Source organism: Streptomyces sp. SUK 48 (assembly GCF_009650765.1).
GTDB lineage: Bacteria > Actinomycetota > Actinomycetes > Streptomycetales > Streptomycetaceae > Streptomyces.
Map to the genome: position 1 here is coordinate 5,952,390 of NZ_CP045740.1, position 14,305 is coordinate 5,966,694.

General features: G+C 74.0%; 14 protein-coding genes, 1 pseudogene and 1 riboswitch. Of the genes and pseudogenes, 7 read left to right on the forward strand and 8 right to left on the reverse strand.

From position 1 onward, the window contains the following. Window positions 1–56 precede the first annotated feature (56 nt). The 3 genes from GHR20_RS26280 to thiO all read right to left on the reverse strand — a co-directional run bounded on the left by GHR20_RS26280 (window position 57) and on the right by thiO (window position 2,260). Window positions 57–851 carry a thiazole synthase gene (locus tag GHR20_RS26280; RefSeq protein WP_153814561.1) on the reverse strand — a complete coding sequence of 265 codons (795 nt, stop codon included), beginning with the start codon at window positions 849–851 and terminating at the stop codon, window positions 57–59. 3 nt (window positions 852–854) lie between these two features. Then, window positions 855–1,076 (reverse strand): sulfur carrier protein ThiS, encoded by a 222-nt coding sequence (gene thiS / locus GHR20_RS26285; RefSeq protein WP_181516101.1) that lies wholly within the window; start codon window positions 1,074–1,076, stop codon window positions 855–857. Continuing rightward, entirely contained in the window at window positions 1,073–2,260 is a 1,188-nt protein-coding gene (thiO, locus tag GHR20_RS26290) for a glycine oxidase ThiO (protein ID WP_153814562.1), read from the reverse strand. The genes thiS and thiO overlap by 4 nt, the downstream gene beginning before the upstream one ends. Then, a riboswitch (TPP riboswitch) is annotated at window positions 2,258–2,369 on the reverse strand. (Overlaps the previous gene by 3 nt.) A 53-nt stretch (window positions 2,370–2,422) precedes the next feature. Between thiO and GHR20_RS26295 the strand changes: the two genes are divergently transcribed. From GHR20_RS26295 to GHR20_RS26320, 6 genes and pseudogenes are all read left to right on the forward strand, one after another. Beyond that, a complete protein-coding gene (locus tag GHR20_RS26295) occupies window positions 2,423–2,773 on the forward strand; it encodes a hypothetical protein (RefSeq protein ID WP_111582376.1) in 351 nt (116 codons plus the stop codon). Between the two features lie 32 nt (window positions 2,774–2,805). Beyond that, the gene (locus tag GHR20_RS26300; protein ID WP_153814563.1) at window positions 2,806–4,038 is read left to right on the forward strand and encodes an FAD-dependent oxidoreductase; all 1,233 of its coding nucleotides are present in this window, start codon (window positions 2,806–2,808) and stop codon (window positions 4,036–4,038) included. 102 nt (window positions 4,039–4,140) lie between these two features. Then, window positions 4,141–4,506 carry an Rv2175c family DNA-binding protein gene (locus GHR20_RS26305; protein WP_111582378.1) on the forward strand — a complete coding sequence of 122 codons (366 nt, stop codon included), beginning with the start codon at window positions 4,141–4,143 and terminating at the stop codon, window positions 4,504–4,506. Between the two features lie 91 nt (window positions 4,507–4,597). After that, entirely contained in the window at window positions 4,598–5,245 is a 648-nt protein-coding gene (gene thiE, locus GHR20_RS26310) for a thiamine phosphate synthase (protein ID WP_153814564.1), read from the forward strand. Window positions 5,246–5,354: 109 nt separating this feature from the next. Beyond that, a complete protein-coding gene (gene metF, locus GHR20_RS26315) occupies window positions 5,355–6,278 on the forward strand; it encodes a methylenetetrahydrofolate reductase [NAD(P)H] (protein ID WP_111582380.1) in 924 nt (307 codons plus the stop codon). Between the two features lie 56 nt (window positions 6,279–6,334). Continuing rightward, window positions 6,335–7,272: pseudogene (locus tag GHR20_RS26320) on the forward strand (hypothetical protein). A gap of 96 nt (window positions 7,273–7,368) precedes the next feature. Here GHR20_RS26320 and GHR20_RS26325 read toward each other — a convergent pair. The 5 genes from GHR20_RS26325 to GHR20_RS26345 form a co-directional block, all read right to left on the reverse strand. Then, window positions 7,369–8,874 (reverse strand): NAD(P)/FAD-dependent oxidoreductase, encoded by a 1,506-nt coding sequence (locus GHR20_RS26325; RefSeq protein ID WP_194858996.1) that lies wholly within the window; start codon window positions 8,872–8,874, stop codon window positions 7,369–7,371. A 124-nt stretch (window positions 8,875–8,998) separates the two neighbouring features. Then, the gene (locus GHR20_RS26330) at window positions 8,999–9,601 is read right to left on the reverse strand and encodes a DUF4126 domain-containing protein (protein WP_153814565.1); all 603 of its coding nucleotides are present in this window, start codon (window positions 9,599–9,601) and stop codon (window positions 8,999–9,001) included. Between the two features lie 325 nt (window positions 9,602–9,926). Next, entirely contained in the window at window positions 9,927–10,556 is a 630-nt protein-coding gene (locus GHR20_RS26335) for a TetR/AcrR family transcriptional regulator (RefSeq protein WP_148027380.1), read from the reverse strand. A 47-nt stretch (window positions 10,557–10,603) separates the two neighbouring features. After that, a complete protein-coding gene (locus GHR20_RS26340; RefSeq protein ID WP_153814566.1) occupies window positions 10,604–12,688 on the reverse strand; it encodes a YhgE/Pip domain-containing protein in 2,085 nt (694 codons plus the stop codon). Next, a complete protein-coding gene (locus tag GHR20_RS26345) occupies window positions 12,675–13,427 on the reverse strand; it encodes an ATP-binding cassette domain-containing protein (RefSeq protein ID WP_111582385.1) in 753 nt (250 codons plus the stop codon). The genes GHR20_RS26340 and GHR20_RS26345 overlap by 14 nt, the downstream gene beginning before the upstream one ends. A 162-nt stretch (window positions 13,428–13,589) precedes the next feature. On the opposite strand from GHR20_RS26345, the gene GHR20_RS26350 reads away from it, so the two are divergent. Continuing rightward, the gene (locus GHR20_RS26350) at window positions 13,590–14,174 is read left to right on the forward strand and encodes an SAV_6107 family HEPN domain-containing protein (protein WP_153814567.1); all 585 of its coding nucleotides are present in this window, start codon (window positions 13,590–13,592) and stop codon (window positions 14,172–14,174) included. Window positions 14,175–14,305: the final 131 nt, after the last annotated feature.

Sequence of the window (14,305 nt, forward strand, 5' to 3'; positions counted from 1 at the left end):
CCGACGGTTTCGGGTGGTGCGCGGGTGGGAGACGAAGGCGGTGGGCGGACGCGGGCTCAGAAGGCGGGACGCTCGGGGTCGAGCACGGCCAGGCCCTCCGCGGGAGACGACGCCTCGGCCCAGTACCGGCGAGGGATCCGCCCCGCCAGCCGCGCCAGCCGTCCCCCGGTCACGGCGTACCGCATCGCCTCCGCCATGAGCTCCGGCTCCCGCGCCCGCGTCACCGCCGACGCCAGCATCACCCCCGCACACCCCAGCTCCATCGCCAGTGCCACGTCCGACGCCGTCCCGGCCCCCGCGTCCAGGATCACCGGCACCCCGGCCCGCTCCACGATCAGCTGGAAGTTGTGCGGGTTGCGGATGCCGAGCCCCGATCCGATCGGCGAGCCCAGCGGCATCACCGCCGCGCACCCCACCTCCTCCAGCTTCCGCGCGAGCACGGGATCGTCGTTGGTGTACGGCAGCACCGTGAACCCGTCGTCCACCAGCGTCTCCGCCGCCTCCAGCAGTTCCACCGGGTCCGGCAGCAGCGTCCGCTCGTCGGCGATGACCTCCAGCTTCACCAGCGAGGTCCCGAGCGCCTCCCGCGCCAGCCGCGCCGTGAGCACGGCCTCCCCCGCGGTGAAGCACCCCGCCGTGTTCGGCAGCACCCGGATGCCGAGCTTCTCCAGCACGGACAGCACCGAGCCGTGCACGGACGGATCGACCCGCCGCATCGCGACCGTCGTCAGCTCCGTCCCGGACGCCACCAGCGCCCGCTCCAGCACGTCGAGGCTGGGCGCCCCGCCGGTACCCATGATCAACCGCGACCCGAAGGCCGTACCCCCGATGACAAGCCGGTCGTCGCTCATGGCTCAGCCTCCCTGCACCGCGGTGAGCACCTCGACCCGGTCGCCCTCGGCGAGCGCGGTCCCGGCCCACCGCGTGCGCGGTACGACCGTCTCGTTGACGGCGGCCGCCACCCCGGCGGGGGCCCGCACGAGGGACCGTACGACGGCGTCGAGCGCGGTCCCCGGCGCGATCTCGCGGCGCTGCCCGTTGACGGAGACGGTGATGGTGGACGACTCGGCGCTCATACGGTCTGCTCCAGCTGCTGGGCGCGCGGCGCGCCGAAGCGCTCCGGCGTGAACGGACGGGCTTCCTCGGGCAGCGGGCCCCCCGCCAGCAACTGCCCCATCACATCCCCGGTGACCGGCGTGAGCAGCACCCCGTTGCGGTGGTGCCCGGTCGCCAGCAGCAGCCCGTCGAGCCCGGACGGCCCGAGCAGCGGCGCGTTGTCGGGGGACCCGGGCCGCAGCCCGGCCCGGGTCTCGGTGAGCGGCAGTTCGGTGATGCCCGGCACCAGCTCGTGGGCGTCGCGCAGCAGCTCGTACACCCCGCCCGCGGTGACCGTCGTGTCCCAGCCCAGCTCCTCGCTGGTGGCGCCGACGACCAGCTCGCCGTTCTCCCGGGGCACCAGGTACACCTGCCCGCCCCGGACCACGGCCCGCACCGTGCGGCTGAGGAACGGCGCGTACCGCGCGGGCACCGTCAGCCGCAGCACCTGCCCCTTCACCGGCCGCACCGGCACCACCACCTCCGGGGGCACCCCCGCGAGCCGCCCGCTGAGGCTGCCGCCCGCGAGCACCACCTGCCCGGCGGTGAGCGCCGTACCGTCCGCCGCGGTGATCCCGACGGCCCGCTCCCGTACGACGTCCAGCCGCCGCGCCCACACCCGGTGGAACACCACCCCGGCCCGCTCGCACGCGGTCACCAGCGCCGCGGCCAGCCTGCGCGGATCGATCTGGTGGTCGCCGTCGACCCGCAGCCCGCCGCGCACCCCGGGCGCCAGCATCGGCTCCAGACGGCGGCACTCCCGGCCCGACAGCCACTCCGCTTCCAGGCCGCAGCGCTGCTGGAGGGCGTGCAGTTCGCGCAGATGGGCGCGGTCGTCGGCGTCCAGCGCGACCGCGAGGGTGCCGCAGCGCCGGTAGCCGAGGTCCCGGCCGCTCGCCTCGGTCAGCTCGGCCACGAAGCCGGGGTAGCGGCGCGCCGACTCCAGGTTGAGGGCGAGCAGCGTCTCCTCGCCGTAGTGCAGTTCGGTGACCGCGGCCAGCATCCCGGCCGCGACCTGTGCGGCCCCGCCGCCCGGAGCCGGGTCCACCAGGGCCGTCGCGAGCCCCCGGCGCGCCGCGCGCCAGGCCGTCACCAGCCCGATGATCCCGCCCCCGACGACCAGGACGTCGAAGCTGCCCGAGGTTTCGGGCGTACGTGTGGACATGGGCGTCCAGCCCCTCCCTTCGCCGGCATGACCCGGATCAGGTTCGTACGGTCGGAGGCCGCCAGCCTCCCTCTCAGCCCGGTGCGTCCGGGCTCCCGCGAGTGCTTGTACGGTGGCCACCCTAGCCCGCCCCCCTCGCCACCCGTAAGGGAGCCCTTGGCCATGGCCCCGTCACTGGACGGACTGCTCCTCGCCCCCGTCGCCGACCAGTGCGCAGGTCAGGTCGGCACCCGCACCCGCTTCGCCTACCACGAGCGGGACGGCGCGATCTGGGCCGAGTACCGGGGCGGCGACATCGTCCGCGGTCATCTGGTCGGCACCCGCGCGGGCGACCGCCTGGACTTCCGGTACGTGCAGCTGCGCACCGACGGCAGCACGGCCTGCGGCCACTGCGTGTCCACGGTCGTGGAGTTGCCCGACGGCCGGGTGCGCCTGGAGGAGAGCTGGGAATGGGAGTCGGGGCCCGGCTCCGGCACCAGCGTCGTGGAACAGGTCACGACGCACGCCCCCTGACCGACTGATCGTCATCTGTCTATGGTGACCGGGTGAGCGAGCAGACAGCCCAGGAGGGCACGGCAGGGGTCCGGCGCGTGGTCGTCGTCGGCGCGGGCATGGCCGGGGTGCAGACCGCGGTCGCGCTGCGGGAGCGGGGTTTCGCGGGCGAGGTGACCGTCATCGGCGCCGAACCGCACCAGCCCTACGACCGGCCGCCGCTGTCCAAGGCCGTGCTGCTCGGCAAGGCCGAGGGCTCCGCCTTCGACCTCGACTTCGACGCGCTCGGCGTCTGCCTCAGGCTCGGCTGCGAGGTCCTGGGCGCCCGCCCCGCCGACCATGAACTGGACACCGAGGCGGGCCCGGTGCCGTACGACGTCCTGGTGCTCGCCACCGGCGCCGAACCGGTCACCCTGCCCGGCACCGAGGGCGTCCCCGGTGTCCATCTGCTGCGCACCCTGGACGACGCCGAACGGCTGCGCCCGGTGCTCGCCCGGCAGCACGACATCGTGGTCGCCGGCGCCGGCTGGATCGGCGCCGAGTTCGCCACGGCCGCCCGCGAGGCCGGCTGCGCGGTGACCGTCGTCGAGGCCGCCGACCGGCCGCTCGCCGGGGTGCTGCCCGCCGAGGTCGCCGCCCCCATGGCCGGCTGGTACGCCGACAGCGGCGCCGAACTGCGCACCGGCGCGCGGGTGGAGCGCGTCGAGCCCGGCGCGGTGGTGCTCGCCGACGGCACCCGGCTGCCCGCGGGCGCGGTCGTCGTCGGCATCGGCGCCCGCCCCGCCACCGGCTGGCTGGACGGCTCCGGCATCGAGCTGGGCGCGGCGGGCGAGGTCGTCACCGACGCCCGGCTGCACACCTCCGCGCCCGACGTGTACGCCGTCGGCGACTGCGCGTCCTTCCCGTCGGCCCGCTACGGCGAGCGCCTCCTCGTGCACCACTGGGACAACGCCCTCCAGGGCCCGCGCACCGTCGCCGCCGGCATCCTCGGCGAGACCACCGCCGTCTACGACCCGGTGCCGTACTTCTGGTCCGAGCAGTTCGGCCGCTTCGTCCAGTACGCCGGCCACCACGCCGCCGCCGACCGGCTGGTCTGGCGCGGCGACCCCGCGGGCCCCGCCTGGACGGTGTGCTGGCTGCGCGAGGGCCGCCTGGCCGCCCTGCTGGCCGTGGGCCGGCCGCGCGATCTCGCCCAGGGCCGCAAGCTGATCGAGGCGGGCCGTGCCCTGGACCCGGAGGCACTGGCGGACCCGGCCCGCCCCTTGAAGGACGCCAGCACGGATTAGCGGCCCGGAAGAGGTGCGGGGAACCGCGCGAGGGCCAGGACGGAGCGGCATTCGGCCACCGGCATCACGCCACACTCCCGGCCGACCGCCTACCCTGTACCCGTGACCGAGATTGACACGAAGATCGACGCTCTCGTCCCCGCCTGGCTCACCCTCCCCGACATCGCCGAACAGTTCGGCGTCGAGGTGACGCGTGTGCGGCAGCTGGTCAAGGACGGCCAGATCATCGCCGTACGCCGAGGCGAGAACCGCGCGCTGCACGTCCCCGCCGCCTTCATCGACGGGGACAAGATCGTCAAGGGCCTGACCGGGACCCTGACGCTCCTGCGGGACGACGGCTTCACGGCCGAAGAGATGATCGAATGGCTCTTCACCCCCGACCCGACCCTGCCCGGCACGCCCGCGCAGGCCCTCAGCGAGAATCGCGGCACGGAGGTGAAGCGCCGCGCCCAGGCGCTCGCCGTCTGAGCCCGACCATCTGAGGGGGTGGCGTACGACGCCCCGCGCGCCGTACGCCACCGCCCGCCCAGCACCCACACCGACCCCCGGGGGCCCACGCATGTCCGACACCGCCCGCGCCGAGTTCGCCGACGCCCGGCTGTACCTGTGCACGGACGCCCGCAGGCGCCAAGGCGACCTGCCCGAGTTCCTGGACGCGGTACTGGCCGGCGGTGTCGACATCGTGCAGCTGCGCGACAAGGGCATGGAGGCCGCCGAGGAACTGGCCTGCCTGGAGGTCTTCGCCGAGGCGTGCGCCCGGCACGGCCGGCTGCTCGCGGTCAACGACCGGGCCGATGTCGCGCACGCCGCCGGAGCCGATGTGCTCCACCTCGGCCAGGGCGACCTGCCGGTCCCCGCGGCCCGCGCGATCCTCGGCGACGACGTGCTGATCGGCCGTTCCACCCACGCCGAGGACGAGGCCGCCGCGGCCGCCGTCCAGGAGGGCGTGGACTACTTCTGCACCGGGCCCTGCTGGCCCACCCCCACCAAGCCCGGCCGTCCCGCCCCGGGCCTCGACCTGGTCCGGTACACGGCCGCGCTCGGCACCGAGCGCCCCTGGTTCGCCATCGGCGGCATCGACCTCGGCAACCTGGACGAGGTCCTGGCGGCCGGGGCCTCCCGGGTGGTCGTGGTGCGCGCGCTCACCGAGGCCGACGACCCGGGCGCCGCCGCGGCCGAGTTCGCCCGGCGGCTGCGGCGTTCCTGAGGGGCCCCGTCTCACGGACGCGTCCCAAGGGGTGGACGGTAAGTCGACAATTCGGGCAAATTTCCGGAGTTCGGTTGGGGGACCGCCGTCCCCTGGCTAACCTGCGGGTATGGCCCTCGGAACCGCATCCACCAGGACTGATCGCGCGCGCACCGTGCGTGACATGCTCGCCGGCGGCAAGACCACGTACTCCTTCGAGTTCTCGGCGCCGAAGACCCCCAAGGGCGAGCGGAACCTGTGGACCGCGCTGCGCAGGGTCGAGGCGGTCGCCCCCGACTTCGTCTCCGTGACCTACGGCGCCGGCGGTTCGACCCGCGCGGGCACCGTCAAGGAGACGCAGCAGATCGTCGCCGACACCACGCTCACCCCGGTCGCCCACCTCACCGCGGTCGACCACTCCATCGCCGAACTGCGCAACATCATCGGCCAGTACGCCGACGCCGGCATCCGCAACATCCTCGCCGTGCGCGGCGACCCGCCCGGCGACCCCATGGGCGCGTGGGTGGCCCATCCCAAGGGCCTGACCTACGCGGCCGAACTGGTGCGCCTCATCAAGGAGTCGGGCGACTTCTGCGTGGGCGTCGCCGCCTTCCCGGAGATGCACCCGCGCTCCGCGGACTGGGACACCGATGTCGCCCACTTCGTGGACAAGTGCCGCGCGGGCGCCGACTACGCCATCACCCAGATGTTCTTCCAGCCCGAGTCCTATCTGCGGCTGCGCGACCGGGTGGTGGAGGCGGGTTGCGACACCCCGGTCATCCCGGAGATCCTGCCGGTCACCAGCGTGCGGATGCTGGAGCGGCTGCCCAAGCTCAGCAACGCCCGGTTCCCTGACGTCCTGAAAGAGCGGATCCTCGCGGCGAAGGACGATCCGGCGGCGGTACGCTCCATCGGTATCGACTTCGCCACGGAGTTCTGCGCGCGGCTGCTGTCCGAAGGCGTGCCCGGACTGCACTTCATCACGCTCAACAGCTCCACGGCGACCCTGGAGATCTACGAGAACCTGGGCCTGCACCACCCCCCGCGGGCCTAGACCTGCCGCGTGGTGGTGGGACACACTGCGTAACGGCCATTGGGAGAGGGGCGTACATGGGCTGGACGGTCCTCTACATCGCGTTCGGCGGCGTCGCGCTGTGGTTGCTCGGCGAGGTGCTGCTGCAGTACAAGGCGCGCCTGCGCTGGCGGCTGCTCGCCTTCGCCGGTTTCCTCGGGGTGGTGGTCGGCGTCATGATGCCGTCCGTCCTCGTGATCGGCGGGGGCGCGATCGCCTTCGCCATCGGGCAGACCCTCGTCACGCTCTCCTTCCGCCGCGGCTTCGCGGCCGGCTGGGCGGTCCGGCGGCCCGAGGCGGACGCCGCGCCGACCGGCGGCAGCAAGCGCCGCCGCGGCCGCAACACCCCGGCGCCGCAGGCCCCCGCGCCCGCGTCGGCCGGCCCGGACGACGACCTGGCCCCCGGTCAGGACCCGTACGCCCAGGACGGCTCCGCCCCGGACGCGTACGACGACTACGACCGCGACGACGTCTTCTCGCCCGCGCGCCCCCCGGCCGCCGAGCCCGGCTCCGTCTACGAGCCGCTGCCCCTGCCCGAGGACACCGGCAACTACGGCGTCTACGGCGACACCGCCACCCACACCGCCCCCCAGCGGGACCAGTCCTACGACTACTCCGGCTACGGGCAGCAGCAGGGGTACGGCTACGAGGCCGCCCCCAGCAGGGCTACGCCAACTACTCCGACCCCTACATCGGCAGCCAGTCCTACGGTGGCGGCTACGACCCCGGGTACGGCCAGCAGTACGGCGGCCAGCAGGGTTACCCCCAGGACCCGTACGCCACCGGCGGTTACGGGGAGACCCCGGCCGGCGGGGTGTGGGTGCCGCAGCAGCGCACCGACGAGGGCCATGACGGCGAACTCCCGCAGGAGCAGCCGTATCCCCACCAGGGGCAGGGGCAGGGGCAGGGGCAGGGGCAGGGCAACGGCCAGCAGCAGCCGGGCGCCGGGTACGACGAGCAGCAGTACCGCTACTGAGCCGCGGACGCCGGCCGCAGCGCGGCCCGGGCGCCGGGTGCGGCCCGGGTCGCTGCCCGGGCTCGGGCCCCGGGCCGGTTCCGGCTCATGCCCGGGTCACTGCGAGCCCCTGAAGTCCGGTCCCTCCACGATCAGTCCGGACACCAGCGCGCCCGACATGCCCGCGTGCGGCAGCCCGCCGCCCGGGTGGGACCAGCCGCCCACGGCGAACAGGCCCGGTGTCCCCGTGGCGTTGGCCGGGTGCAGCGCGCCCCGGGGGGCGGCCAGCGCGGGCGGCGGGACCGCGCCTCCGGTGGCGCCCGTCTCCCGCGCGGTTTCCAGGGGAGTGCGCAGCTCGCGCCACAGGATCCGCTCCCGCAGCTCCGGCACCGCGCGCTCGGCCGCGGTGATCATGCGCTCGGCGAACGCGTCGGCGACACCCGGCGCGCCCCAGTCGTACCTCGTCGCCGCCGGGACCGTCGCCGTCAGCACCATCGACTCGTGCGCGTCGTCGGGACGCAGCGCGGGGTCGTCCGGGCGGTCGACGCGGACCGTCGGCAGCCCCGGCGGGGTGCCGTGCCGGAACAGGTCCAGTTCGCCCTCGCTGTCGGCCGAGTGCACCACCGTGCGGTGCGCGGCTCCCGGCTCGCGGGCGCCGCGCAGGGCCAGGCAGACCACCATCCGCCCCGGGAACCGGTCCTCCGGCTCCGGTGCGACCGCCCCCGGTCCGTACGGCGTCCCCGCCACCAGGCCGCCCAGCCGCCAGGGCTGCGCCCCGACCACGAAGTCCGCCTCGGCCACGGTCCCGTCGGCCAGCTCGACCCCGGCCGCCCGGCCGTCCTGGAGCAACACCCGGCTGATCTCGGCCCCGAAGACGAACTCCACCCGCCGGGCCAGGCACCGCTCGTACACCGCGCGTGCCAGCTCCCGGATGCCGCCGCGCACATACCAGGTGCCGAAGGCGTGCTCCATGTACGGCAGCACGGCCGCGCTCGCGGGGGCGGCGGCCGGGTCGACGCCGTAGGCCAGGGCGTATCCGGCGAGCAGTGCCGTAAGCCGGGGGTCGCGCAGCTCCCAGGCGCCGATCTCGGCCAGGGTGCTCGCCCGCCGGGTGCGCAGCAGCCGCTTGTGCGGGACCGCCGGATACGGCTCCTTGTCCCTCAGTACCTGCCAGTCGGGCCACAGGGGCTCCTCCAGCAGCGGCCGGCGGGTGCGGTCCCATGCCTCGCGGGCCCGCACCAGGAAGTCGCCCCAGCGGCCGCCCGCGCCGCCGCCCAGCGCTTCGTCCAGTGCCGCGACGACGCCCGCGCGGGAGGCGTTCGGCAGGGCGGCCTCGGTGCCGTCCGCGAAGAGGTGCCGCGCGGACGGGTCGACCTGGACCAGCTCGACGCGGTCCTCCAGCGGCTCCTTGCCGGTCTTGACGAACAGATCGCGGTAGACGGCGGGCAGGGTCAGCAGCCCCGGGCCGGTGTCGAAGCCGAACCCGTCCCGCGTCAGCCGGCGCACCCCGCCGCCGTAGGTGTCCGTGCGCTCGTACACCACCACCCGGTGGCCCGCGACGGCCAGCCGGGCGGCCGCCGCCATCGCGCCCATACCGGCGCCCATCACCGCGATCCGTGCCATGTCCGCGACTCTAGCGACCACCACCGACAACGCGATCCCGGGGCGGGCCCCCGCGCAGCTCAGGGCACCCGTGAGGCCGACTCGGGGTGCCGGAGAGGCCGGCTCAGGACACCCGCGGACCGGCTCAGGGCACCCGTGAGGCCAGCCGGCGTTCCTCGCGGCGCTGTGCGCGGCGGCGCAGGAAGCGCCGGATGCGGGAGACCAGGAAGAACAGCGTGGCCAGCCCCGCGACCAGCAGCACCGCCGCGATGACCGCCGCCGCCTGCGGATGGAAGAGCGCGAAGGAGACCAGCGCGCCGACGCCCAGGTCCTCGCCGATGCTCAGCGCGATATTGCTGAACGGCTCCGGCGAGGCGTTGACCGCCATCCGCGTCCCGGCCTTGACCGAGTGGCTGGCCAGCGCCGTCGAACCGCCGATCAGCGCGGCCGTCACCTCCGAGTACGAGCCGCTGTGCCCGGCGAGCAGCGCGCCCACCCAGGCGCCCGCGGCGGGCCGGATCACGGTGTGCACGGAGTCCCACACCGAGTCGACGTAGGGCACCTTGTCGGCGGCCGCCTCGCACAGGAACAGCACGCCCGCGATGATCAGCACCTCGGGCCGCTGGAGGGCCTGGGGGACGTCGTCGCTCACCCCGGTCACGCCGAACAGGCCGAGCAGGAGCACCACCGCGTAGGCGTTGATGCCGCTGGCCCAGCCACTGGTGAAGACGAGCGGGAGTACGGACACGCAGGCGATGGTAGCGAGGCCGGGGGGCGACCGTCCTGGGCAGGTGCGCGCAGGTCTGAGTATCCGTACCTAGGCCGCCGGATGAGTAGGCGCACGGATGGGCCGGACGGGGCCGGCACGGAAGAGTGGAGCTCGGCAAGGGGGCGCGGCCCGGTACCGCCGGCACGGGGCGGCGGAACGGTGCCCGCCGCCTGGCCGTGGCCCAGGGGGAGTACGGGGGTTACGGGGGATCAGGGGGGATCACGGGGGAGGGGTACGGGGGAACGCGAAGGCGCCGGTCCAAGGGACCGGCGCCTTCCGGCGGCGCGCCGCCGCCCCGGTGGCCTCAGACCCGGCCGCTGACCCGGCCCTGGAGCAGCCGGGACAGGGCCGCGTGCACATCGTCCAGGGAGCGCTGCGGCTGGAAGGACTTCCAGTCGAGCGCGGCCACCAGGACCATGCCGACCAGCGCCGCCGCCGTCAGCTGGACGTCGATCTCCTCGCTGAACTCGCCGCCCGCCACTCCCTCGCGCAGCACGCCCTCGACCACGGCCACGGCCTCCTGGCGCACCACCATCAGCGTGGACTGCCAGGCCCGGTTGGTGCGCCACAGCTCGGCCACGTACAGCTGGGTGAAGGCCGGGTAGCGGTCGATGAAGACCAGTCCGGCGCGGACCATCGCGTCCAGCGCGTCCACCCGGCTGCCGCCCTCGTGCGCGGACTGTTCCGCGGCCTCCCGCAGAGAGGCGGTGAGCAGGCCGACCCCGTGCCGCAGCAGCTCCTCGAAGAGGACCGACTTGCTCGCGAAGTTGTAGTAGACGGTGCCCTTGGCGACCCCCGCGCGCTCGGCGATCTCGTCCACGGTGGTCGCGGAGAAACCCTGCTCGGCGATGAGCGTGACGGCCGCCTCGTAGAGCCTCTGCCGGGTCGCCTCCCGGCGCGTGCTGCCGCCGGCCCTGGCGCTGCTGCTTTCCATGGCACCGATTCTCACAGGTACCCGGGCCGGCCGGGCCGGTCCGGGGCTCACAGGGTCAGCTCCGGGTGCAGCCGGTCCAGCGTCCACACCTGCCGCTTGCGGGCCGCGAGCGCGGTCAGCGCGAGGGCGCCCACGGTGAACGCGGTCAGCACCGCGCACGCCTGCCACACCGGGCCCAGCCCGCCGCCGGTGATCAGCCGGCGCAGCGCCGACACGACGTAACTCATCGGCAGATACGGGTGGATGGCGTTGAAGAAGCCCGGGCTGGTCTGCACCGGATACGTGCCGCCCGCCGAGGTCAGCTGGAGCATCAGCAGGGCGAGGACCAGGATCCGGCCGGCCGCGCCGAAGCGGGCGTTGAGCCACTGCACGATCGCCGCGAAGCACGTGGTGACCAGGAACAGGAAGCCGATCGTGCCGGCCACGTGCAGCATCTGGAGCCCGATCGCCCAGTGCAGTACGGCCATCAGCGCGCTCACCTGGAGCACGCCCAGCGCGACCACCGGAAGCCAGCCGGCGAACGCGATCCGCCACGGCGGTGAACCGGCCGCCAGGGCACGCCGGTTGAGCGGCGCGATCAGCATGTAGGCCACCATCGCGCCCACCCACAGGGACAGCGGGATGAAGTACGGGGCGAAACCGGTGCCGTAGTTGGGCGCCTTGTGCAGATCGTGGGAGGCCAGCTGGACCGGGTCGGCCATGACGCCGGTGCGCTGGTCGCGGTCGTGCTTGTCGTAGTCGGGGATCTTCTTGGCGCCGTCGTGCAGCCCGCCGGCGAGCTTCTCGGAGCCGTCGGACAGCTTGTACAGGCCGCCGTCGAGGGTCTGGGCGCCGGTCTTGGCGGTGCCGATGCCCGCGTCCAGGGTGGTGGCACCGGTCTTGGCGGTGGCCAGGCCGGTGTGCAGCTTCTTGGCGCCGTCGGCGACCTTCTGCGCGCCGGCGTTCAGCTTGTCGATCTTCTTGACGGCGTCGCTGACGTCCTCGTACAGGTGGGGCGCGCTCTTCTGGAGGGCGGTCGCCTGCGTGCGCAGGGTGCCCAGGTTGTCCCGCATGGTCGCGAGGTCGCCGTTCTGGTCGGCGATCAGGGTGTTCAGGTCGTCCGCGACACCGGCCACCTCCGCGGCGGCCTGCTCGGCCTTCTTCAGCTGCGGGCAGGCCGGATCGGGGACGGTGGCGCTCTCGCAGCGCTCCTTGTAGATGTCCGCGAGGGCGGTGGCGGACAGATGCGCGGCCTTCGCGGCCAGGGGCGCGTGTTTCACCAGGACGTCGAGGTTGTCCTGGACCGTCTTGGCCGAGTCGGCGACCAGGCGCGCGGTGTCCCCGATGGTCTTCTCGTTGTCCTTCAGGAACGGACCGGCCTCGGCGTAGACGCCGTCGACCTTGTCGGCGAGCGCCTGGGTGCCGTCGGCGACCTGCCGGGAGCCCTCCTGGAGGTCGCCGGAGCCGGTGTCCAGCTTCTTGATGCCCTTGACGAGTTTCCCGCTGCCGCTCTTGGCGTCCGTGAGCCCGTCGGCGAGGTCCTTGGACCCCTTCTCGGCCTTCCCCAGGCCGGAGTTCAGCTTGTCGGCACCCTTGGCGGCCGTGGTCGTCTTGTCGTGGATGTCGGAGAACGAGATGAAGATCTTGTCCAGGAAGGACCGCGACGCCTTGCTGGACGCCGCCGAGCGCACCTCGTTGAAGACCGTGCGGGAGATCTGCCCGACGATGTAGTTGTTCGCGTCGTTGCTGCGCACCTGGAGGGCGCCGGTCTCCGGGTCGGCGCCGGAGCTGGAGGCGATGCGCTCGCTGAAGTCGCTCGGCATGGTGAGCGACAGGTAGTACGTGCCGTTCTCCACGCCCTTGCGGGCCTCGGCGTCGCTCACCTCGTGCCAGTCGAAGGTCTTGCTGTCGCGCAGCCGGGACTCGAGGTCGTCGCCCGCGGTGATCTTCTTGCCGCCCGCGGTGGCGCCCTTGTCGTCGTTGACCAGGGCCACCGGGATGCGGTCCAGGCGGCCGTACGGGTTCCAGAAGGACCACAGGTACAGGCCGCCGTAGAGCAGCGGCAGCACGAGCAGGGCGACGAGGGCGGCGCGCGGCAGCCTGCCGCGCCCGAAGCGCCGCAGTTCGAGGGCGGCGAGCCTAGGCGAGCGCATCGGCGTCCTCCTCGGTGCGGCGCTCGGCCCGCCGGCCCGCGGCGTCCTCGTCGATCCGGCTCGTGGACACGGTGACGCAGCCCTCGGGGGCGGTACGGCACACCGCCAGGACCGTCGTGCCCGCGCGCGCCAGGGCCCCCAACAGGTCCCACACCTCGGCGCGTTCGGCCTCCGACAGCTTGGTGTCGAGGTCGTCCACGCCCAGCAGCCGGGGCCGGCCGATGAGCGCCAGGGCGACCGACAGACGCAGCTCCTGCACCCGTTCCAGGTCGCGTACTGCCGTCCGGGAGCCCTTGGGCAGCGACTCCAGGTCGAGTCCGGCCGCGGCGAGCGCCTCGTCCACGCGCAGCCGCGCCTCGTGCGAGCGCCCGGCCCGCGGGTGCAGCAGCTCGCGCAGGGAGTCGCCGAACCGGTGCTGGAGCAGGGCGCGTTCGCGCAGGTGCTCGCCGACGGTCAGGGCGGGTTCCAGGTCCGTCACCCCGGCCACATTGGCGAGCGCGCCGAAGCGGCGCACGGCCGCCAGGTGCCGGGGAAGTGTGGATCCGCCGACAGTGGCTACTCCCTCGGTGGACTTCATCCGTCCGGTGAGTGCGAGCAGCAGACACGTCCGGCCGGAGCCGGACGGTCCCTCGATCGCGATCAGCGAGCCGGGTTCCGCGTCGAGGGTGACGCCCCGAAAGGCCCACCCCCGTGGTCCCTTGAGCCCGAGGCCCTCGGCCGTGACGTGCGCGCCGTCCACAAGCCCCCCTGCGGTTCGGTATTTTGAACTGACTGGTCAGTACAAAATATGCCCCACCTTCGCCCGAAGCAAAAGTCCAGGTCAGATCGGATTGTCAGTGGCATACCTCACGATGGGGGCATACGGCATTCGTGCCGTCACCCAGACGACAGGAGGTTCGTCATGGCCCACTCGTCCGCGACCGCCGCCCCCCGGCGCCGCGCCCTCGGCCCTGCCCCCTCACTGACCAGCGCCGTCCCCTTGGCGACCGGCCCCGCGAGCGATGTGCACCCCGTGGTCCGGCAGTCCACGGCCCCGCCCGCCGCCCTCGACCTGCTCGCCCAGGCCCGCGCCGGACTGACCGAGGCCGCCGCCCTGGAAGCGCCGAACGAACGCTATGCCACGGCCCACCTCGCCGCCCTGCGCACCGCCGCCGCCGTGCTCGCCGCCCGCGGCCGCCCCGAGACCTCCCCGCGCCGCCGCGCCCGGATCCGCAGCGCCTGGGAGGTGCTGCCCGAGATCGCCCCCGAACTGGCCGAGTGGAGCGCCCTCTTCGCCTCCGGCGCCGCCCGCCGGGCCCGCGCCGAGGCCGGCATCCGGGGCGCCGCGAACCGGCGGGACGCCGACGACCTCGTCCGGGACGCGGCCATGTTCCTGCGCCTCGTGGAGCGGATGCTCGTCCTCCAGCCGGTCCTGCCCCGGCCCCGCCCGGACACCGGGGAACCCGGCGGCCCCGGGGTCCGCGGTGACCTATCGGATGCGGGCTGACCACGGGTGGTGCGCCCGGCGTCCGCCGAGCGAGACGGACGCCGGGCGCGGCCCCGCGATGACCAGGTGGAGCGCCGAAGGCAATAGGGTGGAGACGCCGGAAAGACGTCCAGCCCTGCCGAGGAGCCAAC